This window comes from Streptomyces sp. NPDC111507 (assembly GCF_055638955.1).
The window spans coordinates 162,407-186,486 of record NZ_JBVKBU010000006.1 but is presented as its reverse complement, the minus strand read 5'-3'; the positions used below and the strand labels follow the sequence as shown (position 1 = coordinate 186,486).

Sequence of the window (24,080 nt, the reverse complement as noted above, 5' to 3'; positions counted from 1 at the left end):
GACGAGGACGCCGACGGTTCAGGTGGGGGAAGGCTCGCTGTGCCGCGCATCAAGGGCAGCACGCGATGACGGGCCGCTCAGGGCCTACGACGTCAACGCGCGCTCGGACGACCGGGTAGACGACCGGGCATGTCTCGACTCCTCAGGGATCACATTCGCTGCCCGCACCCTAGCCTTCGGCCGATCGGCGCGAAAGGGGAATACCTACGCGGCGGTTGAGGTGTTCAGGTCCCGGTTGACGGCACGGGCGGCGCCCTCGATGGTGGCGACGCCGTCGGCCATCGTGCCGTTGTCCTGGGAGAGCACGACCAGTCCGTAATCGTGGCCGCCGCCGGTGAACACACCGACGCTGTGCACCCGCCAGCCATGGGTGTCGCGCGGCAGCCAGCCGTTCTTGACCTGAACGGTCGCCGACGCGGGGGCCCCGGCGGGCGCTCCCCAACGCTGCTCGGGGACGACCCGGTTCATGAGCTGGAGGGCGTAGGTACGCGCGTTCTGGTCGAGGACGGAGTTGTCCGAGGTGAGCAGTCGGAGCAGCTTCAGCTGGTCCCCGGCCGTGACCTGGGTGTGCCCCCAGTAGCCCTCGGGCCCGGGGACGGTGTCCCCCATCCCGGCCAGGGTCAGGAAGTGCTGGATGCCGGTGTGGCCGATCTGGTGCCACAGGGCGTTCGTCGCGTCGTTGTCCGACTTGGTGATCATGGCGGTGGTCAGTTCCACCTCGTGAGCGGTCAGAGCCCGGTGCTGCTCCATGCTCTGGCGCAGCAGCGCCCCCAATATCGTGACCTTGACCACGCTCGCCGAGTCGAAGGCGGTGTCGGCCCGGAAGCCGCACGAGGTGCCCGTGGTGCGGTCGTACAGCGCGAGCGCCGCGGCGTGGTCCCGCCCGTGCAGGGCACCCGCGATGTCCTTGGACAGCCGGGCCGCGAGCTCTGGCCGCTGCGAGGTGCACTTCACCTGGGAGCCGCCGACGGTGGCGGTGGCTTCGGAGGTGGCGTCGGCGGTGCTCGCCTGGGCCGGGGTGGCGGCGAAGAGCGCCGCGAACGCGGACCCGGCTGCCGCGGTAGCGGCCAGTCCACGCCGCGCGCGGCGCAGTGCGTGCATGTCCGGCATGAAGATTCCCTGCTCTGTGTCTGCGGTCACAACGGGAGCCCATGCGCGGGCTCATCCCGATTCCCGAATGACGGCGACGCTACAGGGACAGAAGAGACCCCGGTGCGCAGTAAAAGGCTTATGTCCGAATTGGGAGGTTTTTGGCTGTGTGACATTCATCAACCCATTCATCCCTGCGGATGGTGGTCACACCTGAGGGGACGCCGGAGAACGAGCCTCCGTCACGGTTCGCCGGCGGCGTGGCACGGGCCCCAGCAGGACGTAGCCCGCCGAACCGGCGGCGAAGGCCAGCCGGATCAGACCGCAGACACGGTCCGAGGGCACCAGCAAGGTGCTGCCGTACAGGGAGAGCAGGGCGATCCAGCTCCACCACGGCACCAGACGACGCTGCCCTACCGCGTCCCACAGCAGGGTGCCGAGCAGGATCGAGGCGCTGTAGTACGTGTAGACACTCGGATCCAGTGCGATGCGGGCATCGGCGCCGAGCAGCACGACCGCGGGCCAGCGGCCTCTGAGTACCGCCAGCGCGCCGAGACCGAGTCCCAGGAGCACTTGGGCCGGGCGGTCCCACCAGGGCGTGGCCGGGGCCAGGACGCCCAGCCAACGCAGCGCCGAGGCGGGCTGGTTGGCGATGGTGAATCTGGCGGCGGCGGCCGAGTTGAGATGGGTGACGTAGAACGGCAGCCACGCGACGGCCACCAGGCCCACCGTCCAGAGCGCGGAGTTGCGTCGTTGCGTGGCCGGCAGGGCGAGCAGCAGTGCCGCGAACGCCAGCGCCCAGGGTTTCGAGTCCACCGCCAGCGCGAGCATGATGCCCACCGTGCGCCCTTTGCCCCGCACCAGGGCACGTACGGCCAGAGTGGTGAAGAACAGCGCGAGTACGTCGTCCAAGTGGGCGAAGCGGACCGCCACTTCGACCCACATGGGAATGAAGGCCACCCCTGCCACGAGCACCCGCTGCTGGAGTCGGCGGTGGTTGAGTCCTGTGCCGCGGTTATGGTCGGCCGCACTGCGGCCGACCAGCACCAGCATGTAGAGGCCGAGCGCGGACATCACCGCCTCCGCCAGCACCTCCGCCATGTGGGGTGGCAGCGGGGCGAACAGCGCGGCCGCCAGAAAGCTCACGGGGCCGATCTGCAACTCCGGATGGTTGGCGTAGATGGCCAGCCCGCCACCCGGAACGGCGCCGAAGAGCAGCTGGCCCCCGGTGCGCAGGTAGTGCCAGGAGATCCCCCCGTGTCTCTGGACCAGCAGGAACCAGAGCAACGTCCACGCCGCCAGGACGACGATATGGGGTCGTATGCCCTTGCGTTCCTGTCGCATGACCCAGGGGACGGCCCGGCCCGCGGCGCGGCCACCGGTTCCGCGGTGACTTTGCTCCGGGTCCTGCGCCTGTATCGGTCCCCCCGCGTCGTCGCGGCCCTCGTCCCACCGCACAGGCGCCTACCGCGCCAACTGATCGGCGACGCCACGGACCGGCGCGCACCGGTCCCCCACTGGAAGATCCGCGCCTTCCATCAACACCCCTTGCCGTTCCCTCACCCGCGGCACAGACCGCGGGCGGTTCCCCGCGGGCTCCGGCACTCAATCGCCTGCCGCCACGACAACCACTCTCAGGTGCGAGGCACTGAACTCGCGTTGTCCGTACCGCCGGAGACATGTTCCGAGGGCCTGGTCACGGCCCTCGCTGCTTTCCCGCGCTTACGGATCAACCCTAGACATACATTCGAGCGCGACTTGCCGCACAGGGGAAACACATACCCCACTCTCACCCGCCGCACTGTTCGGCCGACGCGCGAGAGGCCGCGGCGAGGACTCCGTCCAGGATGACGTCCAGAGCCCAGTCGGTGCGGCTCGGGCCGTCTCCCGACACGAGCGTGTCGCCGAGCCGGGCGAGGTGGGGGTGGCGCACCGGGTCCGCGGTGGCGATCTTCGCGACCAGGGCGGAGAACTCGTCGGCCTCCTGCGTGGCGGACTTCGGGGAGCTGTGTTCGACGGCCACGGCGGTGGGATACAGCAGCAGGAGGTCCATGGCCCAGGCCGCTTCCCTGCCCGACACCCCGCCCTCGTCGAGGAGACCGAGGAGCGCGTCGGCCAGCGCCAGGTAGTTCGGGCCGCTCGGCTGCGTGGACATCGCCATCCGGGCGATCTCCGGGTGCAGGAAGAGCACCTCTCCATAGCTGACCAGCAGCGCCTTCAACCGGTCCCGCCAGGTCCCGACCTCCGGCGCGGGCACCTTCACCGGCCCCAACAGGGAATCGAGGATCTGCGCGTGCAGGTCCCCCGTGTTGCGGACGTAGACGTAGAGCGACGCGGGCCCGGTGTCGAGGGCCGCGGCGATGCGGCGCATCGTCACCTTGCCCAGTCCCTCGTCACGAAGGATCGCCAGCGCGGCGTCGATGATTCCCTGCCTGGTCAGGGCGGGTTTCGCCGGGCGTTCCCGTCGGCTGACCGGAGCGGGCTTCTCTGGAGTCATGCCGCACAAGGATAACGAACATGTTCGTGAAAAACAAGTTCGTATCGAACGGTGCGGTCACACGGCGCGCCGGACACCGCCACGGGGCCGCCACGCCCATACCTCGGGCGTGACGATCCCACGTTCCTCACACCGCGATCCCGTTCAGCTCGGCCAGTTCCTTCTCGGGAAGGACCAGGGCGGCAGCGGCGATGTTGTCACGCAGGTGCGCCACCGAGGAGGTGCCCGGGATGAGCAGGATGTTCGGGGAACGCTGCAACAGCCAGGCCAGGGCGACGGCGACCGCAGTGGTCTCCAGCCGGTTGGCGACCGCGTGCAGGGTGTCCGACTGCAGCGGGGAGAAACCGCCGATGGGGAAGTAGGGCACGTAGGCGATGCCCTGCTCGGCCAGGGAGTCGATCAGCGCGTCGTCGGCGCGGTTCGCGAGGTTGTAGAAGTTCTGCACACACACGACGGGCGCGATGGACTGGGCTTCCTTGATCTGCTCGGCGGAGACGGTACTGACACCGAGATGCCTGATCAGCCCCTCCTGCTGGAGCTCCGCAAGCACGGTGAACGGTTCGGCGAGCGAACCCGGCTCGGGAGCGTCGAGCCCTCCGACCCGCAGGTTGACGACGTCGAGTGTGTCCAGGCCGAGGTTCTCGAGGTTGCTGTGCACGGCCTGACGCAGCTCGTCGCGCGACAGCGCCCTCGGCCAGCCTCCCTCGGCGTCCCGCAGTGCTCCGACCTTGGTCACGATGTGCAGGCCGGCCGGGTAGGGGTGCAGCGCTTCCTTGATGATCTGGTTGGTGACGTACGGGCCGTAGAAGTCGGAGGTGTCGATGTGTGTGATCCCCCGCTCTACCGCCTCGCGCAGAACGGCCAGGGCGGCGTCCCGGTCGGCCGGCGGCCCGAACACGTGCGGACCGGCGAGCTGCATGGCGCCGTAGCCCATGCGGGTGACCCTCAGGTCCTTGGCCATGGTGAACGTTCCGCCGGGAAGTGACTGCACGGTCATGTCGATGCTCCTGATGGTTCGGTGGGGCGATGGGGCGGTGGGGCTGAGTGGCGGTCGCGGGATCTGGCACGCGTACGTGGTGGCGTACCGGCTCGGACTACCAGGGAAGGGTGCCTTCGGCGTCGAAGAAGCCCCCGGTGGGACCGGCGGGGCCGATCTGCGCCGTCCGGACGATGATCTCGGCGCCCTGCTCGACGGTCTGGATGCCGGTGTTCCCGTTCAGGTCGGTCTTGGTGAAGCCGGGCTCCACCGCGTTGATCCGCATGTTCGGGAACGCCTTCGCGTACTGCACGGTGATCATGTTGACGGTGGTCTTCGAAGCCGGGTAGGCGACGCCGGGGTAGGCGTACGCCGGAGTGCCCGCATCGCTCACCCGGGCCAGCGAGGCCAGCCCACTGCTGACGTTGACCACCACCGGGGCGGCCGAGGCCTGGAGCAGCGGGAGGAAGGCGTGGGTGACGCGCACCATGCCGAAGACGTTCGTCTCGAACGTCTCCCGCATCACATCGGCGGTCACCTCCGCTGCGCCGATCACGGAGTTGCCCTCGCCCCTGGACTCGATACCCGCGTTGTTGATCAGTACGTCAAGCCCACCCTCGGCCTCGATGGCCTTCACGGCGGCCTGCACCGACGCGTCGTCGGTGACATCGAGCTGGACGGCCCGGGCGCCCAGCTGCTCGGCGGCCCGCCGTCCGCGTTCGGCGTCCCGGCTGCCGACGTAGACCGTGTGACCCGCGGCGACGAGCCGGCGGGCGGCTTCATGGCCGAGCCCCTTGTTCGCTCCGGTGATGAGTGTGGTCGTCATGACTCCACCCTGCGACCGGACGATGTGCACAGCCAGTAGCCCGGTCTTCCTGGGACTGTCGGTACCAGGCTCGTACGCGTCCGGCGGCGCGCCAGGAATCCGTCCGCGCACGACGGCGGCTCCGGGCACGGGAACGACAGCGGGGCCCTGCCGAACCGACCGCACCACGAGTGCCAGACTGCACGACGGGACCGCCGCGATCAGGTGGCCGCGGAGACCCGCGCGCCACCCCGAAACGCCCGGAAGACGCCCCGGGAGACACCCGGGAGAAGAAGAGGGACGCCCATGACCGATGTACGTGATGTACGCGGAACCTCCGTGAACATCCCCACCCAGGACGGCTCGGCCGACGCCTATCTGGCCCACCCCGACGACAACACCGCCCACCCCGCGGTGCTGTTCTACATGGACGCCATCGGACTGCGCCCCCGGCTGAAGGAGATGGCCGACCGGCTCGCCGGGGCCGGCTACACCGTGCTGGTTCCCAACCTCCTCTACCGCCACGGTCCTGCCCCGGTAGTGGAACTGCCCGACTTCATCGACGCGGCCCACCGTCCGGGGCTGTTCGGGCAACTCATGCCGCTCATCCAGGAGTTGACCCCCGACCTGGCCATGCGCGATGCCGACGCCTATCTGTCCTGGCTGGCGGCCTGCCCGCAGGCCGCCGACGGACCGGTCGGCACCACCGGCTACTGCATGGGCGCAGGCCTGGCCCTGCGCACCGCCGGCACCTACCCCGAGCGGGTCGCGGCCATGGCCGGCTTCCACGGCGCCCGGCTGGCGACCGACGCACCGGACAGCCCGCACCTGCTCGCCGGCCGTATCACCGCGGAGCTTTACTTCGGCCACGCCGACCAGGACGCCTCCCTGCCTCCCGAGCAGATCGAGCGCCTCGACAAGGCGTTCACCGAGGCGGGTGTCCGCCACCGCAGCGAGGTCTACACCGGCGCGCACCACGGCTACACCATGGCCGACACCGCCGTGTACGACGCCAAGGCCACCGAACGCCACTGGGCAGCCCTGCTCGACCTCTTCGAGCGCGCCCTCTGAACACGCCTCCCCTCCGCTCGCGGGGACGGCCGTCCCCGGTCGGGGACCCTCAGCGCGGTTGAGTCCTCGCGCCCTGCGTACGCCCCTCACCACGGGGCGGGAACAGCCGCTCCAGGCCACTGCGTGACCACGCCGAGAAAAGCAGGGCGCCGAGGGATTCCCGCAGTCTTCGGCAGCGCCCGTGCAGCACCGCCAGGACGATCGCGGCGCCCACGGCGATCAGGTGTTCACGGCCTGCCAGATTGGGTTTGACGATCGACTCCCACACCATCGAGCCGCCGGTGAGCGCGAACACGATGGGGGCGCGCCGGATGACCGAGAGGTAGGTGAACAGTCCCACCACCGCGGCGGAGGGTCCGGTGTCGAGCACCTGCCCGATCCCGGGCGGCAGGCCGAGCCCCCACCAGCCCGGGCCGAGCGCGATCATGACGCGGACCGTGAGGGTGCCGGCCAGGGTGGTGGCGTACGCGATGAACAGTGTCCGGGCCCGGCCGAGGGCGAGTTCCGCGAGCGCAAAGGCGAAGAACAGCTGGGTGATGCCCGCCCACACGGGAAGGTCGAGAGCGGGCACGTACAGCGACACCGGAGTACGCAGCAGGGCCAGGGGCAGCGGCAGACAGGCCTTCACTCCGCCGGTCAGCCGCACGATCACCGCACCGGTGGGATGTTGGGCGAGCGCGTGGAAGAAGATGACACCGAAGACGGCCACGAACGCCAGCAGGAGTCCGGACAGCCCACGGCGCACGAGTTGCCGTACCGGATCCACGACGATGCCGTGCCACTCGCCGTACAGCGTGCGCCCGACGAACGACACGAACCGGCGCAGCGGGTCGCGCGGCCGCGCGCCCGCGCCGTCACTCGCGGCGGACGGCGACCGGTCGTCGTCGGGCCCGTCGCCGTACGCATGACCGTCTCCGGTATCACCGCGACGCTCGTCGACCGCCCAACCCAATGGTCTCTCCCCCAATCCCCCACAGGACGCCTCATCGTATAGAGCGACAAAGCCCGCACCACGGAGCCCCCGGCCAGTGCCGGTTCCCCGTCTTTTGGTCCGTGCTCCGTTGCGACAGGGGTGTGCCGCGCGCGCCGTTGTGACGTGTTGTGTGCGGTCGTGACGAGGGGACGCATGTCCGAGCAGGGGGACGGGGCAGGGGAACCGCGTATTCCGAGGTCACGGCTTGCGGACTACGCGGAACCGGCGGGCCGACCGGCCGTGCCGGAGCCCGTGACGTCTTCGCGGGAGCGTCGACGACGGGCCCGGTCCGGACCACGAGCGCGGCTTCCTGACCGCCGGTCCGAAGGGCATCCGCTTCGCCCTGGCCTTCTCCGACGAACGGGCACTGGCCCGTTACGCCGTGGCACACGGCGAGGCGGCACGCGAGTGGGCAACGGGTTCGCGGTGAAGAGCGGACTGTCCGCGGGCCCCTACTACCCCTGACACCGCGTACGGCCATTACCTCGACGACACCTTCGCCCCCGAGGCCGGCCCACCTGGAGCGCTGTGATCTCCGTGTGCTGGACGAGAAGTGGCACCACTGCGCTTGGGTGGCAGTCACGGACCCAGTGGGCGAGCACCTGCCGTTACGCATCGCCGCGGTGACGGGCTCCCCCGAGCTCCACCTGTGCGCCGCCTCGGCTCAAGAGGACGACTACTGGGTCGTACGACACGAATTCTCCTGACGGCACGGCCCTGCTCGCGGACCGACCCGCGGCCCGATGCCGATGTCAGTTCCCAGGTGCCGGCCACCAGTTGCCAGGCGTCACGTGCTCCTGCGGATGCTCAGTCGGACACCGTCTCCTGCTGCGGCTCGGCCGACGCGGGCTCCGAGGCGACTGCCGTGGTGTAGAAGACCGACGAACCCTGCTTGGCGCGGTGGGCGTGGCTCTTGGCGACGAGTCCTTCGAGGGTGGTGCGCACGACCGTGGTCTTCACGCTCCGGTCGGGGTGGGCCTGCGTGAGCGCGGTGGTGATCTCGGCGGCGGAACGCGGCTCGCTCTGCTTCTCCAGGTGCCCTCGGATCAGCTCGACGAGGGTCGGCTTGGCGGCGGCCGGGGACGCCTTCACGGATGAGGTCTTGGCGGCGGGCTTCTTGGACGCCGTCTTCTTGGCGCCCGTGGCGGCCGCCTTCTTGCCCTTGCTCTGCTTGGGTTCGGCAGAGGCCTGGTGAGGCACGGTGGGCGCAGCCGCGGCCTCCGCCTCCGGGGCCGGGCTGGGACCGCCGAGCGCGTCCTGCATGTTCACCAGCACGGTGTGATCGTGCTGCAGGGCACTCAACTGCTCCTGCAGGGCCTCGATCTCCGCAGCGACACGCTCCTGCTCCTTGGCGTTGCGGTCGAGGTCACCCGTCACCTGGGCGATGTACTGCGACGTGAGTTCAGTGGAGTGGGAAGGGGAGCTGACTTCAGTCATGACATGGGCCAATCACTCGCAGGACACAACTGCCACGGCCTGCAGCAGTGTAGAGATAGTACGCACTAGTGGAACCGGATGCTCCTGTCGCGCGGATATGTGCGACACATGTGCTTCCTGGGCCGACTCATGTGCTAGTGCGGCCGAGCCGCCATGTGGCCTTCGATCGTGGGAAGTTGACCGCTCGCGTCGCCCGCGGCCGCTTCCTCACTGAGCCGCAGCACCCTGGCCGTCCAGCGGTTGGTCAGCCCTTCGGCGACCAGGATCGCGAGCGGAGACCTCAGCCGTTTCCTTCCGCTGCCCATCCGGTCGGAGATGCGTTCGAGGCGTTCCGGACAGGTCACCGCGTCACTCGCGTGTCCCTCTTACGTGTGAACCTCGGCGCGGGAGGCCCACAGTTCGTCACGCACAGGTTCCGTTGCCACGCCTCGGCCTACGCGCCACGACGAACCCGAGCGGCCTTCCGGGCCTCGGCCGTCTGGCGTGCCTCGGCGGCCCGGCGGGACTCGCCACCGGCGCGGCCCGGGCGGGTGCCCAGGCCCCGGAAGGGGGCACCGCCGCGCTCGGGTCGCTCCGCGACCGGTCGGCCGCCGCCGATGGGAACACCGGAGGGAGCCTGCGCGCCGGTGATACGGCTCAACTCCGCCTCGCCGGAACGGACCTGGGTGACATGTGGCCGGATGCCCGCGTCGGACATGAGACGGATCATGTCGCGGCGCTGGGCGGGCAGCACGAGCGTGACGACGCTGCCGGACTCCCCGGCGCGGGCGGTACGGCCGCCTCGGTGCAGGTAGTCCTTGTGGTCGCTGGGCGGGTCGACGTTGACGACGAGGTCGAGATCGTCGACATGGATACCGCGGGCAGCGACGTTGGTCGCCACCAGGACCGTGATGTGACCGGTCTTGAACTGGGCCAGCGTGCGCGTGCGCTGGGGCTGTGACTTGCCGCTGTGCAGTGCCGCGGCTTTCACCCCACTGCCCAGCAGGTGCCTGGTGAACTGGTCGACGGCGTGCTTGGTGTCCAGGAACATGAGCACACGCCCGTCGCGGGCGGCGATCTCCGTGGCGGTGGCGTACTTGTCGGCGCCATGCACCTGCAGTACGTGATGCTCCATCGTGGTCACCGCGCCCGCCGAGGGATCGACCGAGTGGACCACCGGGTCATGGAGATATCGACGGACCAGGAGGTCGATGTTGCGGTCCAGAGTGGCGGAGAACAAAAGGCGCTGACCGTCGGGGCGCACCTGGTCCAGCAGCTCGGTGACCTGGGGCATGAAACCCATGTCGGCCATCTGGTCGGCCTCGTCCAGGACGGTGATGCTCACCCGGTCGAGACGGCAGTCATTGCGCTCGACGAGATCGGTGAGGCGGCCCGGGGTCGCGACGACGACCTCGACCCCGCCCCGCAGCGCGGCGGCCTGCCGCCCGATCGACATACCACCGACCACGGTGGCCAGTCGCACCTTCAGCAGCTGGGCGTACGGAGTGAGCGCGTCGGTAACCTGCTGGGCCAGCTCGCGGGTGGGAACGAGGATCAGGGCGCGCGGCTTGCGGGCCTCTGCCCGCTGTCCCGCCATGCGCACGAGGAGCGCGAGGCCGAAGGCGAGCGTCTTGCCCGATCCGGTGCGCCCGCGACCCAGGACGTCGCGTCCCGCGAGGGAGTTCGGCAGCGTGGCGGCCTGGATCGGGAACGGCTCGTTCACTCCGAGGCTGGTGAGCTTGTTCAGCAACTCGACGGGGAGATCCAGCTCACCGAAGGCCGCGACCGGGGGGAGAGCCGGGGTGATGGTCTCCGGCAGCGCGAACTCGCCCTGCGGTGCGGCGGGACGGCGGCCGTCGCCGCCTGAACGGGCGCCGGGGCGACCCTGGGCGCCCTGCCGACGGGGCTTGGCGAAACGGTCGCTCGTGCGAGCTGAGCGGTTCATGGAGAACCTTCCTCGATATGGCACGTATCGAGGAATTCTCGGCAGCGATGAACCGAATGAATTGCAAGAACGAACCGAATCCGACTTCCGGGCGGTACCGGGGTCCACGCTCTGCGAAATGCAAAAATGCCCGACGACATAAAGTCATCAAAGGCACTTGGATTTTACGCGAACCACAACTGACGTCAACTTTAGCACGGCACGCGCGTCCGGACACGAAAAGTACCATTATCGACCGACAGGCCGCCCAGGCGAGCCCACACAGGCCTGCCGCGCGGGCTCTCCCAGGCGCCGGCATGAGAACCAAGGAGTCCGTCAAGGCGGGGCGCGGGACGGAATACGGATGACCCGGCATGCAAGGTGCGTCTGACAGCTTCTCGGGAGCCACGGCGGGCCGGTCTCCCCGGGCCGATGCCATGTTCTGTGGCAGAGGTGTGCCCCAGGCACATTGCCGAACGCCATGTGCGGTGGTGATGATGGCCCATATGTCTGAGCACGGGGGTGCGCCAGGTGAGCCGCGGCGAACACCGAGGTCGCGTCTCTCGGAGTACGCGGATATGAGCGGCACGCCGGCTTCCGGCACGGCGGCGACGCCGGGGCAGGAGCGGCCGGACCGCGAACCGGGTCCGGCTCCCCTCGGCCAGGAAGAGGTCGACCGGAACGCCGAGCTCGTGGCCGCCGATCCGGAGCCGGCGGCCGAGGGTCCCGAAGCGGTGGCACTCAGGCGGATGTTCGCCCGCCTGTTGGGCGAGTTCCGACGGACGGCAGTGCTCGCCTCTGGGCGACGAGCCGGGCCCGGAGGAAGAACGCGGGCTGCTGACCGCCGACTTCAACGGCATACGGTTCATTCTCGCGTTCTCCGACGAACAGGCACTGGCCCGGTACGCGCAGGCTCGGCGCGAGTACGCACGTGAGTGGACGTACCGGACGATTCTGGGTGCGAAGTTGCTGGACGTGGCGGTACCCGCGGCCGGGGTCACATGACCGGCGGCGGGAATGGCGGCGAAGACCTCAAGTCCGGTGGCCTGGACCTGATCGCCAAGGGACTGACCGAGGCCCTGGCCGAGCTGAACGAGCTCGGCATGGTCGGCGAGGCCGGCGCCGGACGGGGCTTCGGAGACATCACCCTGTCCGGCCTGGAGTTGGGGCACGAGGGGCTGACAGGAGAGTTCAAGTCGTTCAGCGAGCGCTGGGAATGGGGCGTGCGCTCGCTGGTGAACGAGGGCAACGCGTTCGCGGTGAAGACCGGCCCGTCCACCGGCACGTACTACGAGACCGAGCAGTACGTCGACGGATCCGCCGCCAACTGACCTACGAATACGATGGGTTGGGCCGCCGCATCGGCCGCACCACCCCCACCGGCGCGCGCACGACCTGGTCGCACGACGCGGCCGGACGTGAACTCACGTGTGACGTGGGTGACTTCCTCACCCTCGAGAACGCCTTCGACCCGATGGGCCGGCTGTCCGCGCAGTCCGCGACAGGCGCGGACGGCCGCACCCTGCAGCGCCGCGCCTACACCTACCGCGAGGACGGCCACCTCACGGCCCTGGACGACGACCTCGGCGGGCGCCGCACCTTCGACCTGGACCCGGCCGGTCGCGTCACCGTCGTGCGTGCCACCGGCTGGACCGAGACCTATGCCTACGACGCGGCAGGCAACCAGACCACGGCCACCTGGCCCGCCTCCCACCCCGGTCACGAGGCCACCGGTGAGCGCGACTACGCGGGCACCGGCATCATCCGGGCCGGCGGCGTCCGATACGAGCACGACGCGCTGGGCCGTGTCACGCTCCGCCAGAAGACTCGCCTGTCCCAGGTCATCACGCCCGACGGGACGGTGTGGCGCTACACGTACGACCCGAAGGGGCGGCTTACGGCGAAACTCCGCATGGCGGCGGACGGCACGACGGTCGCCGAGCGCGTGACGTTCACCTGGGACGGCACGACACTGTGCGAGCAGACGACCCACTCGCCGGAACTGACCGACCCGGTCACCCTCACCTGGGACCACCGCGGCCTGCACCCCGTCGCACAGACGGAACGCATCACAGCGTCGGTTGCCCCTCAGGAGGAGATCGACTCCCGGTTCTTCGCCATCGTCACCGACCTCGTCGGCACCCCACGCGAACTCGTCGACGAACACGGCGACATCGCATGGCGGACCCGAAGCACCCTCTGGGGCACCACCACGTGGAACACGAGCGCGACCACGTACACCCCCCTGCGCTTTCCCGGCCAGTACTTCGACCCCGAAACAGGTCTGCACTACAACTACTTCCGGCATTACGACCCGGAAACCGCCAGATATCTCACCGCCGACCCCTTGGGCCTCGCCCCCGCGCCGAATTCATCGTCCTATGTCGCGAATCCGCACACGATCTGTGACCCCCTGGGACTGATGCCTTCCGACTACAAGAAGGTCGCCTACGGCGAGTCCAAGGGAGCAGGTCAGGATCTCAAGCGGTCGGCGAAGGTCGGCGACGACAGCTGGCAGTTCAACACCGGCCACGGATACGACCGGGCGCACACGGGCGCGAACGGCGTCCCGAACGACTTGCGGACCACCGGTCTGTCCCCCGACCAGATCGAGCAGGGAATCGTCAACTCCGTCTACGACCACATGAAGAACGGCGGGACCGTGCCCCGTGTGGGACCGGGCTTCACCGGTCCCATGGACGGATCGGTGAAGATCGGTGGCCATGACATCGGCTACCGCGTCTCCCAGACACCCGACTCTGTGTACCGTGTGGCCACGTACTGGCTCAACCCGTGAACGAAAATGGATCATGCCTGAACTGACGCAGCCGACAGAAGAACTGATCAGTTCGACTTACGCGGAGGACGCGCCGCGCATCCCGGATCCGGTCCGGGACTTCATCGAGAAGATCACGTTCGCCACTCCTGAAGAAATCCTCCCGGTGCTGCGCGGCGCATTGGCCGAGGACTGGATGGCCATGCCGGTCTGGGCCCGCAATCTCGCGTACCGGCTGGCCTGCCTGCAGCGCCCGGACGATCCCGAACTGCTGCGCGAGGCAGCGGCCGATCTTCTCTCTTTCGGACCCGACTGGGATCATTTCGCGGAAGAGCTGAAGGCTCGGGCCACCCGCCTGGACAGCTGATTCCCACGACGGACGCCGCACTCCCGCACACACGTCGGCCAGGAACGCTCTAGCCCAGAAACGACAACCGCACCTGCCGCCGAGGATTGTCACGGTTCGTGTCCACCAGACACACCGACTGCCACGTCCCCAGTTCCAGCCTCCCGCCCAGCACGGGAAGCGTCGCGTGGGGCGGGACGACGGCGGGGAGTACGTGGTCACGGCCGTGCCCGGGGCTGCCGTGGCGGTGCTGCCAGCGGTCGTCCGCGGGCAGCAGGGAGTGCAGCGCGGCGAGGAGGTCGTCGTCGCTTCCGGCACCGGTTTCGATGATCGCGACACCGGCGGTGGCGTGGGGCACGAAGACATTCAGGAGGCCGTCGCGGCCGGCCGCCGCCTCTCGGAGGAAGGCCTCGCAGTCGCGGGTGAGGTCGAAGACCGTCTCCGCCGAACCGGTGGTGATGTTCAGGACTCGGGTGGTGAAGGCATCGGGCATGACCCGATTCTCACCCGCCCGCGGTTTCCGCACACGACCGACAGCCCGCGCCCGTGCCCACGCGTCCGATTCCCCCGCATACGCGTTCCATTCCGCGAGACACCATTGACCGGGCATGGACCACCTGGCTACTTTCACCCGCATGTTGCGTTCAGCCATGCTCACCACGCGCGGTCACATCGACCTGCTGCGGGTGGCCTCCGCCGCGTGTCGCCGCGGCCGCTGACGCCCTTTCACTCCCCCGTTCCACCCCACCCCCGCTCCGCTCCACCCGCACGTCGCGGCTCCGCCTGAGCCGCTGACGCGGCGGAGCCATGGCGTATTCCTCTCCGGCCGCTCTCCTCCCCGTGGAGCACTCATGAGCATCAGCCACGCCCCGCCCACCCCTTCCGAGCCCGATATTTCGGATATCTCCGAGAGTGGTGCGGCCCAGTCGGCGCCACCCGAGCTCGTTCCGATCGTCCCCCTCTCCACCCGCCGCACCCGTGTACCCCGCTGGCTGCGCCGCACCTCCGGCCCGCTCCTGCTGCTCGCGCTGTGGCAACTCCTCAGCAGCACAGGGGTGTTGGCCCCAGAGATCCTCGCCTCGCCGGGCACCATCGCGCGGGTCGGCGGCCATCTGATCGCCGACGGTTCGCTGCCCCACGCGATGGGCGTCTCCTTGCAGCGCGTCGCGGTGGGGCTGTTGCTCGGAACCCTCGTCGGTACCGGACTCGCCCTCGTCTCCGGGCTCTTCCGGATCGGCGAAGACCTCGTGGACGCGAGCGTCCAGATGCTGCGGACCGTGCCCTTCGTGGGACTGATCCCACTGTTCATCATCTGGTTCGGGATCGGCGAGGCCCCGAAGATCGCGATCATCACGCTGGGGGTGTCCTTCCCCCTCTATCTGAACGTGTACGCCGGTATCCGCGGCGTCGATTCCCAGCTCATCGAGGCCGGGGAGTCCCTCGGACTCTCGCGGTGGGGGCTCGTCCGGCATGTCGTGCTGCCGGGCGCGCTACCTGGGGCGATGACCGGGCTTCGCTACTCCCTCGGTATCGCCTGGCTCGCGCTCGTCTTCGCCGAGCAGATCAACGCGGACGCCGGAATCGGTTTCCTCATGGTGCAGGCCCGTGACTTCCTGCGGACCGATGTGATCGTGGCCTGCCTGATCGTCTACGCCTTCCTCGGCCTGCTCGCCGACTTCATCGTCCGCTCCCTGGAAAGGCTGCTGCTGCAATGGCGACCGACGTTCACGGGCCGGTGACCCTCCAGAAGGGCGCCACCACCCAGCAGAAGACCGCGACCGGCCGGCAACACCCGAGCGCCCAGGCCTCAGCCGTACGCGTGCAAAGGCTCACCCGCTCCTTCGACGGGCGCGCCGTCATCGACGACCTCCAACTCGACGTACGTCCGGGCGAGTTCGTGGCCCTGCTCGGCCGCAGCGGTTGCGGCAAGTCCACGCTGCTGCGCATCCTCGCCGGGCTCGACCGTGATATCGAGGGCACCGTGCTGGTCCCGCGGCGCAAGGCCGTCGCGTTCCAGGCGCCCCGGCTGATGCCATGGAAGAAGGTGTGGCGCAACGTCCTGCTGGGCCTGCCCGGCAAACCCGAACGCGCCGTCGCCGAGCAGGCGCTGACCGAGGTCGGACTCACCCGCCGCGCGAACGCCTGGCCCAAGACACTCTCCGGCGGCGAGGCCCAACGCGCCTCGCTGGCCCGTGCGTTGGTCCGTGAACCCGATCTTCTGCTGCTCGACGAGCCGTTCGGCGCGCTGGACGCCCTCACCCGCATCAAGGCACAGCGGCTGGTCGGCGAACTGTGGCGGCGCCGCGGCTGTGCCGTGCTGCTGGTCACGCACGACGTCGAGGAGGCCGTGCTGCTCGCCGACCGGGTCCTCGTCATGGACGGCGGTGTCATCGCGTACGAGACCCAGGTCGACCTGGACCGCCCGCGCGACATCGCCGACCCCCGCTTCGCCGAACTGCGTGCCGGCCTCCTGGAGCGCCTGGGCGTGGACACCGTCGCCTGAGCTCCTCCTCCCCCTCAGTCTCCCTTCGCCCTCGCCTCACCCTCACTTCACCGTCACCTCGCCTCGCCTCACCTCACCTCACCTCACCTGAACCAATCGAACGGAATCGTCATGCGCCGACACCTCGTCCCCGCCGCTCTGCTCCTGCCTCTGACCCTGCTCCTGACCGCCTGCGGCGGGAACTCGGCCGCCGACACCGCTGGTGCCGGAACCGATGGCGAGGGTTCCCTCACGCTCAACGTCGGTGACCAGAAGGGCGGTTCCGAGGCGGTGCTGCGGGCGGCCGGAGAACTCAAGAACCTCGACTACAAGATCAAGTGGTCGACGTTCACCTCCGGGCCGCCCCTCCTGGAGGCCGTCAACGCCAAGGCCGTCGACATCGGCGGCGTCGGCAACACCCCGCCCGTCTTCGCGGCCGGCGCGGGCTCGAAGGTCTCGGTGGTGGCCGCCTGGCACGGCACGTCCAAGGGCGAGGCCATCCTCGTACCGAAGAACTCGTCACTGCGGACGCCCGAGGAGCTCAGGGGCAGGTCCATCGCCGTGGCGCAGGGTTCCTCCGCGCACTTCCAGCTGATCGCCTCGCTCAAGGAGGCCGGTCTGAAGCTGAGCGATGTGAAGGTCAAGTATCTGCAGCCCGCCGACGCGCTCGCCGCGTTCACCGGCGGCAAGGTGGACGCGTGGGCGGTGTGGGACCCGTACACCTCACAGGTCCTCAGTACCAAGCAGGGCCGGATCCTGGCCGACGGGGACGGCGTCGTCAACGGGCTGAGTTTCCAGGTGGCGGCGCCGAGTGCACTGAAGGACACCAAGAAGGCAGCGGCCGTCAAGGACTATCTGGAGCGGCTGCGGCGCGCCCAGGACTGGGTGTACCGGCATCCGGACGCCTGGGCCAAGGTGTGGGCGAAGGACACCGGCCTGCCGTACGAGGTGGCGCTCGCCTCGGTGAAGCGCACCAACGCCAGCCGGATCGCGGTCGCCGTCGACAAGCCGCTCATCGCGTCGGAACAGCGGATCGCGGACACCTTCACCGAGCTGAAGCTGATCCCGGGCAAGGTCGACTTCGCCGCCTTCGTGGACACGCGTTTCAACGGCGGCCTGCCCCCCTCCACCACCACGCCCCGCGTCTGACAAGGACTCCTGAGGACCGTCCCTCCAGGTTCACGGCCGGCAGATCGCGCGTCGAGTGGCTCACAGACGTCGCCGTTCGGGAAGATCCCGCGCCCCGGTCGAGTTGGTGGAAGCGTGAACAACACCGGGGCGCAGGCGCGTGAAGTCCGCGAGGTCGATGTCGTCGTCATAGGCGCTGGGCAGGCAGGACTGTCCAGCGCCTATCACCTGCGGCGGAGCGGTTTCGAGCCGGAACGGGACTTCGTGGTGCTGGATCACGCACCGCGTCCGGGCGGCGCCTGGCAGTTCCGGTGGCCGTCACTGACGTACGGCAAGGTGCACGGGATGCACTCCCTGCCCGGTATGGAGCTGGAGGGCGCCGACCCGGCGCGGCCGTCCTCCGAGGTGATCGCGGAGTACTTCGACACCTACGAGCGCACCTTCGACCTGCGGGTGAGGCGGCCGGTGGACGTGCGGGCCGTGCGGGAGGGTGCCGGCGGGCGGCTGCTGGTCGAGTCCTCCGACGGTATGTGGTCGACGCGGGCGCTGATCAATGCCACGGGCACCTGGGACCGGCCGTTCTGGCCGCGCTATCCGGGCCAGGAGACCTTCCGGGGGCGGCAGTTGCACACGGCGCAGTACCCGGGGCCCGAGGAGTTCGCCGGGCAGCGGGTGGTCGTGGTGGGCGGCGGCGCGTCCGGCACTCAGCATCTGATGGAGATAGCCCCGTACGCGGCCGCGACCACCTGGGTGACACGGCGGCCGCCCGTCTTCCGTGAGGGACCCTTCACCGAGGACGTGGGGCGCGCGGCCGTCGCGCTCGTGGAGGAACGGGTACGGCAGGGACTGCCGCCCAAGAGTGTCGTGTCGGTGACGGGGCTGCCGCTGAACGACGCGATCCGGCAGGCGCTGGCCGACGGCGTGCTGGACCGGCAGCCGATGTTCGACCGGATCGCCCCGGACGGTGTCGAGTGGGCGGACGGGCGTCACGTCGACGCGGACGTCATCCTGTGGGCGACCGGTTTTCGCGCCGCCCTCGATCATCTGACGCCGCTGCGGCTGCGTGAGCCGGGTGGCGGCATCCGCGTCGAGGGGACGCGCGCGCTCGCCGATCCCCGGATCCATCTGGTCGGGTACGGGCCTTCCGCCAGCACGATCGGCGCCAACCGGGCCGGGCGCGCGGCGGTACGGGACATCAGGCGGTTGCTGGCGGGAGTGACCGTCGGCGCCTGATGCCCCGTGGCCGGTTCGGAGACCTGGTGGGCGGTGTCGCCACGGGCAGCGGGCCTCAGCTCGGGGCGGAGGCGGACGGCGAGCCCGGAACCGGGGTCGAAATCGAGTTCGAGGGTGAGTGCGAGGTCGAGGGTGAGGCACTCCTGCGGAGCCGGTTGAATTCGGCGACGTTCCTCTGCTGCTCCTCGTAGCTGGCCGTGAACCGGGTGTCGCCCGGCTTGACCGTGACGAAGTACAGCCAGTTGCCCGGGGTGGGGTTGATCGCGGCACGCATCGCGGCCTGGCCGGGGTTGGAGATCGGTGTGGGCGGCAGCCCCATGCGCTGGTACGAGTTGTAGGGGCTCTCGAGCTTCGTGTCGTTCGTGGTCGTGGTCGGCGTGAAGCGGTTCAGCGCGTAGTTGAGGGTCGCGTCCATCTGCAGCGGCATGCCCCGCTCCAGGCGGTTGAAGATGACCCGGGCCACCTTGCCCATGTCGGCCTTGGTGGAGGTCTCGGCCTGGATGATGCTCGCGATGGTGATCGCCTGATAGACGTTCATCGCGTTGCGCTGGGCACCCGCGGTGAGGGGGCCCCCGCTGAACTTCTTGTTCGCGGTGTTCACCATGAGCGCCAGCAGGGACTCGGGGGTCACCGTCTTGTCGAGGGGATACGTCGCCGGGTAGAGGTAGCCCTCGGGGTTGCCCTCCGCGTCGTTGGGCAACTTGAGGTTGGCCTTGGCCAGGGACCTCTTGGTGGATCCCAGGGGCAGCGCGAGGGCCTTGTCGACAGCCTCGTAGACCTGGCCGGTGCGCCAGCCCTCCGGGATGACGAGGGACGTCGGCCGCCGCGCCCCCTCGTCCTCCGTGGTCAGGGTGAGCAGCGGCACCGTCACGGCGGTGGCCGCCACGACGGCTCCGGTCGCGATGAGGGCGACCCGGCCCCTGCGCGTCAGTCGAATCGTGCTCCGTGGCGGAGTGTTCATCTGCATGCGGGCACGGTAACCCGCTAAAGCCTACAAACCCGGCATATCGTCATCTTGTCGGCTCCAGTTCGGCGTCCCGGTGGACCAGCGCCGCATAGCGCCCCTCCCGCTCCAACAACTCCTCGTGCGTGCCGCGTTCGACCGCACGGCCGGAGTCCAGGACGACGATCTGGTCGGCGCCACGGATGGTGGAGAGCCGGTGCGCGATGGTCAGCGTGGTCCGGTTGGCCGACAGGGCGTCGATGGCCTCCTGCACGGCGTACTCCGTGCGGGTGTCCAGGGCGCTGGTCGCCTCGTCGAGGATGAGGACCGGCGGGTCCCGCAGGATCGTGCGGGCGATGGCGAGGCGCTGCTTCTCGCCGCCGGAGAACCGGTGGCCGCGTTCACCCACGACCGTGTCGTACCCGTCGGGCAGTGACGCGATGTGGTCGTGGATCTGGGCCGCCCTCGCCGCCGCCTGCAACTCCTCGTCGGTGGCGTCGGGCCTGGCGAAGCGCAGGTTGTCCGCGACCGAGGCATGGAAGAGGTACGTCTCCTGGGAGACGACGCCGATCCCGCGGGCGAGCGTGTCGAAGTCGAGGTCCCGTACGTCGACGCCGTCCAGCGTGACGCGACCGCCCGTGACGTCGTACAGCCGTGGCACGAGATAGCTGAGCGTGGACTTGCCGGAGCCGGTCGGGCCGACGACGGCGAGACTGCCGCCCGCGGGCACGGTGATGTCGATGCCCTCGAGGATCGGGCCGCTCTTGTCGTCGTAGCGGAATTCGACGCCCTCGAAACGGATCTCACCCTTGACCTGGTCGAGGTGGATCGGGCGCTCCGGCTCGGTGATGTCGATGGGCAGGTCGAGGTACTCGAAGATGCGCTGGAAGAGTGCGAGCGAGGTCTGGATCTGGACGCCGGTGGACAGCAGACCGACCGTCGGCCGGAACAGACCCTGCTGGAGCGAGACAAAGGCGACGAGCGTGCCGATCGACACGGACGGGCCGCCGAACTGGAGGGCCATGCCCGCGGCCCAGTAGATGACGGCCGGCATGGCGGCCATGACGATGCCGATGACGGACATGCGCCAGCGGCCCGCCATGTTCGACTTGACCTCGAGGTCGACCAGGCTGTCGGACTCGGCCTCGAACGCCTTGGTGAGCGAGTCGCCGCGGCCCATGGTGCGGCCGAGCAGGATGCCGCTGACGGAGAGCGACTCGGTGACGGTGGCGGCCATCGCGGCCATCTGCTTCTGGCGCTGGGTCGCTATTTTCTTGCGTTCGTTGCCGACGCGCCGGCTGATCCACACGAAGACCGGCAGCAGGAGCAGCGAGACCACGGTGAGCCGCCAGTCCAGGGCGACCATCGCGACGATCGTGGCGACCACACTGGTGAGGTTGGAGACCAGCGAGGTGGCGGTGGAGGTCACGGTCGCCTGCATGCCGCCGATGTCGTTGGCGATGCGGGACTGGACCTCGCCGGTGCGGGTCCGGGTGAAGAAGGCGAGCGACATGCGCTGCAGCCGGCCGTAGACGGCGGTGCGCAGGTCGTGCATGACGCGCTGGCCGACGGTCGTGGAGATCAGGGTCTGCAGGACACCGAAGATGCTGGTGACGACCGCGCTGAGGATCATGCCGAGCGCGAGCAGGCTCAGCAGACCCGTGCGGCCCTGGGGGATCGCGACGTCCAGGGTCTCCTTCAGCAGGAACGGGGTCGCGACGGTGACGAGGGACGACGCACCGACCAACAGGCCGACGATCGCGAGGCGGCCGCGGTAGGGCCGGAACAGCTTCAGGATGCGGCGCACCTGCCGTGGCTGTTCGCCCTCGGCGGGTGACGGGGTCCAGGTGGATTGGTCGGGACGCATGGGCTCCTACGGGAGGTGAGACGACGGTTGCACAGGGCAGGGAAACAATGACTGGCGGAGCTTAGCTCATTGTTACCTATACTCACAATGAACTGCATCCTGTTATTGTTCCCGTATGACCACCCCCGATGCCGACGGCCTGCTCGCCGAGCAGTTGCTGCGGCTGACCCGACGTGTGCACCGCATCCAGAAGCGGCACCTGGAGCAGCGCGAACTGGGCATCACCCCGGCCCAGTCCCGGCTGCTGCGCACGCTCGCGCACTACAGCTCACCGCCGCGCATGGCGGATCTCGCCGAGCGCCTGGAGGTGGTGCCCCGGGCCGTGACCACGCTGGTCGACGGCCTGGAGGCGAGTGGGAAGGTGCGTCGGGTCCCCGATCCCACCAATCGGAGGGTGATCCGGATCGAGGTCACGGACGAGGGGCGCGAGGCACTGCGCGAGCTGCGCGGCGCTCGCCGGTCGGCCGCGGAGGAGATCCTGGCGCCGTTGACGGACGAGCAGCGCGAGGTGCTCGGGGGGCTGCTGGACACGCTGGTGGACGGCATGCCCAGGCTTGAGCACCGCTGCTGAGGGGTTGCCGCGGGCGGCCTCGCCACGCGGCGGACAACGCAACGGGCCGCGGCCCCACTCCATACGACTGGAGTGCGTGCGCGCGGCCCCCTCCGGAGGCGCCGGGGCGGCGACCCGTCCCGGGTCGGTCAACCGGCCGGTGCCGCCGGACACCTCTGTGTCACATCCATCTAAATCCCGGAACAGACGTGCCGTTCCGCGCCCGGGGCCCCAGCAGGCTCAGCAGTCGCCGCGGTCCCGCGCCAGCACTCCCTGCACGGTGACCAGAACGCGGTCGTAGCAGCCGTCCGAGCCGTACAGCCGGTAGCGCTCGCTTGTCGTACCGACCGCATGCCGTTGGTCGCGGGGCACGTTCGCGGTATACGTCGCGTCTCCCGCGTACGTGTCGTCGAGCCGGGACCACGTGATGCGCCGGCCGCCGCGCGTCTCGTCGACCGCGGCCCGGTCGCCGAGCGTCAGCACGGTCCGCAACCGGTCGTCCGCGGCGAGCGTCGTGGTGCCGTCCATGGTGTACGTGCGGTGGGTGCGCCTCACGCCGACCGGTCCGCGCCCGTCGACGGTGACCGTCTCGTCGTCGGTCCAGGTGGCCTTGAGCGCGTCCGTGTTCTCGCCGTCGGTCCAGTGGTGCGCGGAGGTGTTGGCGAGCGTGCGGCGCACGGTGGTCCACACCCGGCCGTGCGAGGTGTCGACGTATCCGGCGGTCGTCAGCCGGTGTCCGCCCACGGTGTCGAGCCGCTCTTGCGAACCAGGTGTGTACGTCGAGGAGTTGGTGAGATCGCCCGCCCTGACCTCGGTGAGCGCGCCGCTCACGTGCGCGCGCTTCGCGTCCTGCCAGACGAGGACGTCGACCGGGGTGCTCCAACCGGTCTGGCCCGCGGGGACGCCCACGACGGAGACGTCGATCCGGTGCGGGCGACCGTCGTTGAGGAGACCGGCGTAAGGCGTGAGGTCGTATTCGATCGGCTTGATGTCGAAGGCGCGCGGGCCCGGGATCACGTACCAGAGGAAGGGGTTGGACCAGCCGCCGGTCCACACGGTCGGGAACGGCTCTGCGATGCCCGCGAGTTGGCCGTCCACCTTGATCTGCACCTCGCGATAGGGGCCCTTGTCCGCCTTGCAGGAGTACGGGGCGGGGTCGGGCACCGTCAGGTACCAGTACTCCTCGCAGCCGCCACCGGAGCCGGTCGCGTACACCTCGGCGACGATGCGCTCGCTGTTGCGCGGGGTGGTGAGGGTGCCGTCCTGGAGGGTGAGGACACGGTCGGGGGTCGCGGCGGACTTCACCGCGCCGCCCTGCGCGTAGAAGGTCAGGGTCACCTTCACGTCGAGGACTCCGGTGTACGTGTCGTCGACGACGTTCCCGATGAGCATCTCGACGTCGCCGCCGCGCCGGAACGTGTCGCTGTACCTGGTCACGTCCTTCTCGACGGACCACTCGATGCCGTCGGGCGAAGGCTCCGGGGTGGAGGTACGGAAGATCTCCACGCCGCCGATGTGCAGATAGCCGAGCCGGTCGAACTGGCGCCCCTTGACGTTGCCGTCGAGTCGCAGGACGACCTTGCTCCAGCGGTCGCCGCAGCCGCTCGGCGGTGTGTACGTGCCCCGATACGGCGTGAAGTCACGGAACTGCGCCTCGACGACCGTCACCGCACAGGACGTGGTGGCCGGTTTCGCCACCGGCGGGGCGGCGGTCAGCGGGTCGTGCCAGTCGGTGCCGAACTCGGCGGGCGTATCAGCGGCAGTCCCGGCGGGCGCATCGGAGGGCGCCTCGCGGGGCGTGGCGGCGACCCGGTCCGCCGACCGGGCGGGGGTGGCGGCGGGCCGGGCCGCGTCCGCCGGCACTGCCGCCGAGGCCGGGCCCGCTCCCAGGAAGGTACTCGCCGAGAGGATCACTCCGGCGAGCATGGACATGACGATCCGTCTTCTCATGTGCGGTGTTCTACGGGGGAGTCGGCCCGCCCGCAATGGGCACTCGGTCACCGC

23 protein-coding genes and 1 pseudogene are annotated in these 24,080 nt (G+C 69.5%); 11 read left to right on the top strand and 13 right to left on the bottom strand.

Going from position 1 to position 24,080, the window contains the following annotated elements; translation table 11 throughout:
- Positions 1-204: 204 nt before the first annotated feature.
- The 5 genes from ACZ7M2_RS25105 to ACZ7M2_RS25085 form a co-directional block, all read right to left on the bottom strand.
- Positions 205-1,101, bottom strand: a complete 897-nt coding sequence (locus ACZ7M2_RS25105; RefSeq protein ID WP_471597462.1) for a serine hydrolase — start codon at positions 1,099-1,101, stop codon at positions 205-207.
- Positions 1,102-1,296: 195 nt separating this feature from the next.
- Complete coding sequence (locus ACZ7M2_RS25100) at positions 1,297-2,433, bottom strand: hypothetical protein (protein WP_471597148.1); 1,137 nt, start codon at positions 2,431-2,433, stop codon at positions 1,297-1,299.
- A gap of 445 nt (positions 2,434-2,878) precedes the next feature.
- The gene (locus tag ACZ7M2_RS25095; protein WP_471597147.1) at positions 2,879-3,586 is read right to left on the bottom strand and encodes a TetR/AcrR family transcriptional regulator; all 708 of its coding nucleotides are present in this window, start codon (positions 3,584-3,586) and stop codon (positions 2,879-2,881) included.
- Between the two features lie 127 nt (positions 3,587-3,713).
- Complete coding sequence (locus ACZ7M2_RS25090; RefSeq protein WP_471597146.1) at positions 3,714-4,583, bottom strand: aldo/keto reductase family oxidoreductase; 870 nt, start codon at positions 4,581-4,583, stop codon at positions 3,714-3,716.
- A 97-nt stretch (positions 4,584-4,680) separates the two neighbouring features.
- Complete coding sequence (locus ACZ7M2_RS25085; RefSeq protein WP_471597145.1) at positions 4,681-5,388, bottom strand: SDR family NAD(P)-dependent oxidoreductase; 708 nt, start codon at positions 5,386-5,388, stop codon at positions 4,681-4,683.
- 285 nt (positions 5,389-5,673) lie between these two features.
- Here ACZ7M2_RS25085 and ACZ7M2_RS25080 point away from each other — a divergent pair, with 285 nt between their 5' ends.
- Positions 5,674-6,438 (top strand): dienelactone hydrolase family protein, encoded by a 765-nt coding sequence (locus tag ACZ7M2_RS25080; RefSeq protein ID WP_403686271.1) that lies wholly within the window; start codon positions 5,674-5,676, stop codon positions 6,436-6,438.
- A gap of 49 nt (positions 6,439-6,487) precedes the next feature.
- Here ACZ7M2_RS25080 and ACZ7M2_RS25075 read toward each other — a convergent pair whose 3' ends face one another.
- The gene (locus tag ACZ7M2_RS25075) at positions 6,488-7,264 is read right to left on the bottom strand and encodes a hypothetical protein (RefSeq protein WP_471597461.1); all 777 of its coding nucleotides are present in this window, start codon (positions 7,262-7,264) and stop codon (positions 6,488-6,490) included.
- 686 nt (positions 7,265-7,950) lie between these two features.
- Here ACZ7M2_RS25075 and ACZ7M2_RS25070 point away from each other — a divergent pair.
- A complete protein-coding gene (locus ACZ7M2_RS25070) occupies positions 7,951-8,118 on the top strand; it encodes a hypothetical protein (RefSeq protein ID WP_471597144.1) in 168 nt (55 codons plus the stop codon).
- 100 nt (positions 8,119-8,218) lie between these two features.
- On the opposite strand, the gene ACZ7M2_RS25065 is transcribed toward ACZ7M2_RS25070, so the two are convergent.
- The 3 genes from ACZ7M2_RS25065 to ACZ7M2_RS25055 all read right to left on the bottom strand — a co-directional run bounded on the left by ACZ7M2_RS25065 (position 8,219) and on the right by ACZ7M2_RS25055 (position 10,772).
- On the bottom strand, positions 8,219-8,848 hold the full coding sequence (locus ACZ7M2_RS25065; protein ID WP_471597143.1) for a hypothetical protein: 630 nt from the start codon (positions 8,846-8,848) through the stop codon (positions 8,219-8,221).
- A gap of 134 nt (positions 8,849-8,982) precedes the next feature.
- Positions 8,983-9,192: a hypothetical protein gene (locus ACZ7M2_RS25060; RefSeq protein ID WP_471597142.1), complete on the bottom strand. Its 210-nt coding sequence runs from the start codon at positions 9,190-9,192 to the stop codon at positions 8,983-8,985.
- A gap of 89 nt (positions 9,193-9,281) precedes the next feature.
- Entirely contained in the window at positions 9,282-10,772 is a 1,491-nt protein-coding gene (locus ACZ7M2_RS25055; protein ID WP_471597141.1) for a DEAD/DEAH box helicase, read from the bottom strand.
- A 980-nt stretch (positions 10,773-11,752) separates the two neighbouring features.
- Between ACZ7M2_RS25055 and ACZ7M2_RS25050 the strand changes: the two genes are divergently transcribed.
- From ACZ7M2_RS25050 to ACZ7M2_RS25040, 3 genes and pseudogenes are all read left to right on the top strand, one after another.
- The gene (locus tag ACZ7M2_RS25050) at positions 11,753-12,082 is read left to right on the top strand and encodes a hypothetical protein (RefSeq protein ID WP_471597140.1); all 330 of its coding nucleotides are present in this window, start codon (positions 11,753-11,755) and stop codon (positions 12,080-12,082) included.
- Positions 12,073-13,182 (top strand): annotated as a pseudogene (locus ACZ7M2_RS25045) (RHS repeat-associated core domain-containing protein); the annotation flags it as partial. The gene ACZ7M2_RS25050 and the pseudogene ACZ7M2_RS25045, both read left to right, overlap by 10 nt.
- A gap of 379 nt (positions 13,183-13,561) precedes the next feature.
- Positions 13,562-13,894, top strand: a complete 333-nt coding sequence (locus tag ACZ7M2_RS25040) for a hypothetical protein (protein ID WP_471597139.1) — start codon at positions 13,562-13,564, stop codon at positions 13,892-13,894.
- Between the two features lie 49 nt (positions 13,895-13,943).
- On the opposite strand, the gene ACZ7M2_RS25035 is transcribed toward ACZ7M2_RS25040, so the two are convergent.
- The gene (locus ACZ7M2_RS25035; RefSeq protein ID WP_352046813.1) at positions 13,944-14,366 is read right to left on the bottom strand and encodes a YjbQ family protein; all 423 of its coding nucleotides are present in this window, start codon (positions 14,364-14,366) and stop codon (positions 13,944-13,946) included.
- 115 nt (positions 14,367-14,481) lie between these two features.
- On the opposite strand from ACZ7M2_RS25035, the gene ACZ7M2_RS25030 reads away from it, so the two are divergent.
- The 5 genes from ACZ7M2_RS25030 to ACZ7M2_RS25010 all read left to right on the top strand — a co-directional run bounded on the left by ACZ7M2_RS25030 (position 14,482) and on the right by ACZ7M2_RS25010 (position 18,716).
- The gene (locus ACZ7M2_RS25030; protein ID WP_352046812.1) at positions 14,482-14,592 is read left to right on the top strand and encodes a putative leader peptide; all 111 of its coding nucleotides are present in this window, start codon (positions 14,482-14,484) and stop codon (positions 14,590-14,592) included.
- Positions 14,593-14,724: 132 nt separating this feature from the next.
- Entirely contained in the window at positions 14,725-15,612 is an 888-nt protein-coding gene (locus tag ACZ7M2_RS25025; RefSeq protein ID WP_471597138.1) for an ABC transporter permease, read from the top strand.
- Positions 15,585-16,376 carry an ABC transporter ATP-binding protein gene (locus tag ACZ7M2_RS25020; RefSeq protein ID WP_471597137.1) on the top strand — a complete coding sequence of 264 codons (792 nt, stop codon included), beginning with the start codon at positions 15,585-15,587 and terminating at the stop codon, positions 16,374-16,376. The genes ACZ7M2_RS25025 and ACZ7M2_RS25020 overlap by 28 nt, the downstream gene beginning before the upstream one ends.
- A gap of 111 nt (positions 16,377-16,487) precedes the next feature.
- Positions 16,488-17,504 carry an ABC transporter substrate-binding protein gene (locus tag ACZ7M2_RS25015; RefSeq protein WP_471597136.1) on the top strand — a complete coding sequence of 339 codons (1,017 nt, stop codon included), beginning with the start codon at positions 16,488-16,490 and terminating at the stop codon, positions 17,502-17,504.
- A 114-nt stretch (positions 17,505-17,618) separates the two neighbouring features.
- Positions 17,619-18,716, top strand: a complete 1,098-nt coding sequence (locus tag ACZ7M2_RS25010) for an NAD(P)-binding domain-containing protein (protein WP_471597135.1) — start codon at positions 17,619-17,621, stop codon at positions 18,714-18,716.
- 55 nt (positions 18,717-18,771) lie between these two features.
- On the opposite strand, the gene mltG is transcribed toward ACZ7M2_RS25010, so the two are convergent.
- Together mltG and ACZ7M2_RS25000 are read right to left on the bottom strand one after the other, a co-directional pair.
- Positions 18,772-19,683, bottom strand: coding sequence for an endolytic transglycosylase MltG (gene mltG / locus ACZ7M2_RS25005; protein ID WP_471597134.1), 912 nt, complete (start codon positions 19,681-19,683; stop codon positions 18,772-18,774).
- 43 nt (positions 19,684-19,726) lie between these two features.
- Positions 19,727-21,526 (bottom strand): ABC transporter ATP-binding protein, encoded by a 1,800-nt coding sequence (locus ACZ7M2_RS25000; protein ID WP_471597133.1) that lies wholly within the window; start codon positions 21,524-21,526, stop codon positions 19,727-19,729.
- Between the two features lie 115 nt (positions 21,527-21,641).
- Between ACZ7M2_RS25000 and ACZ7M2_RS24995 the strand changes: the two genes are divergently transcribed.
- Positions 21,642-22,097 (top strand): MarR family winged helix-turn-helix transcriptional regulator, encoded by a 456-nt coding sequence (locus ACZ7M2_RS24995; protein WP_067372629.1) that lies wholly within the window; start codon positions 21,642-21,644, stop codon positions 22,095-22,097.
- A gap of 219 nt (positions 22,098-22,316) precedes the next feature.
- Here the strand turns inward: ACZ7M2_RS24995 and ACZ7M2_RS24990 are convergent, their stop codons facing one another.
- Positions 22,317-24,026 (bottom strand): peptide-N4-asparagine amidase, encoded by a 1,710-nt coding sequence (locus ACZ7M2_RS24990; RefSeq protein WP_471597132.1) that lies wholly within the window; start codon positions 24,024-24,026, stop codon positions 22,317-22,319.
- Positions 24,027-24,080 lie beyond the last annotated feature (54 nt).

Coding starts and splice junctions, on each gene's coding strand:
- ACZ7M2_RS24990 (WP_471597132.1), bottom strand. CDS start 24,026: ATGAGAAGACGGATCGTCATGTCCATGCTCGCCGGAGTGATCCTCTCG.
- ACZ7M2_RS25025 (WP_471597138.1), top strand. CDS start 14,725: ATGAGCATCAGCCACGCCCCGCCCACCCCTTCCGAGCCCGATATTTCG.
- ACZ7M2_RS25040 (WP_471597139.1), top strand. CDS start 13,562: ATGCCTGAACTGACGCAGCCGACAGAAGAACTGATCAGTTCGACTTAC.
- ACZ7M2_RS24995 (WP_067372629.1), top strand. CDS start 21,642: ATGACCACCCCCGATGCCGACGGCCTGCTCGCCGAGCAGTTGCTGCGG.
- ACZ7M2_RS25000 (WP_471597133.1), bottom strand. CDS start 21,526: ATGCGTCCCGACCAATCCACCTGGACCCCGTCACCCGCCGAGGGCGAA.
- ACZ7M2_RS25050 (WP_471597140.1), top strand. CDS start 11,753: ATGACCGGCGGCGGGAATGGCGGCGAAGACCTCAAGTCCGGTGGCCTG.
- ACZ7M2_RS25080 (WP_403686271.1), top strand. CDS start 5,674: ATGACCGATGTACGTGATGTACGCGGAACCTCCGTGAACATCCCCACC.
- ACZ7M2_RS25035 (WP_352046813.1), bottom strand. CDS start 14,366: ATGCCCGATGCCTTCACCACCCGAGTCCTGAACATCACCACCGGTTCG.
- ACZ7M2_RS25105 (WP_471597462.1), bottom strand. CDS start 1,101: ATGCACGCACTGCGCCGCGCGCGGCGTGGACTGGCCGCTACCGCGGCA.
- ACZ7M2_RS25065 (WP_471597143.1), bottom strand. CDS start 8,848: ATGACTGAAGTCAGCTCCCCTTCCCACTCCACTGAACTCACGTCGCAG.
- ACZ7M2_RS25030 (WP_352046812.1), top strand. CDS start 14,482: ATGGACCACCTGGCTACTTTCACCCGCATGTTGCGTTCAGCCATGCTC.
- ACZ7M2_RS25095 (WP_471597147.1), bottom strand. CDS start 3,586: ATGACTCCAGAGAAGCCCGCTCCGGTCAGCCGACGGGAACGCCCGGCG.
- mltG (WP_471597134.1), bottom strand. CDS start 19,683: ATGCAGATGAACACTCCGCCACGGAGCACGATTCGACTGACGCGCAGG.
- ACZ7M2_RS25055 (WP_471597141.1), bottom strand. CDS start 10,772: ATGAACCGCTCAGCTCGCACGAGCGACCGTTTCGCCAAGCCCCGTCGG.
- ACZ7M2_RS25100 (WP_471597148.1), bottom strand. CDS start 2,433: ATGCGACAGGAACGCAAGGGCATACGACCCCATATCGTCGTCCTGGCG.
- ACZ7M2_RS25085 (WP_471597145.1), bottom strand. CDS start 5,388: ATGACGACCACACTCATCACCGGAGCGAACAAGGGGCTCGGCCATGAA.
- ACZ7M2_RS25015 (WP_471597136.1), top strand. CDS start 16,488: ATGCGCCGACACCTCGTCCCCGCCGCTCTGCTCCTGCCTCTGACCCTG.
- ACZ7M2_RS25020 (WP_471597137.1), top strand. CDS start 15,585: ATGGCGACCGACGTTCACGGGCCGGTGACCCTCCAGAAGGGCGCCACC.
- ACZ7M2_RS25090 (WP_471597146.1), bottom strand. CDS start 4,583: ATGACCGTGCAGTCACTTCCCGGCGGAACGTTCACCATGGCCAAGGAC.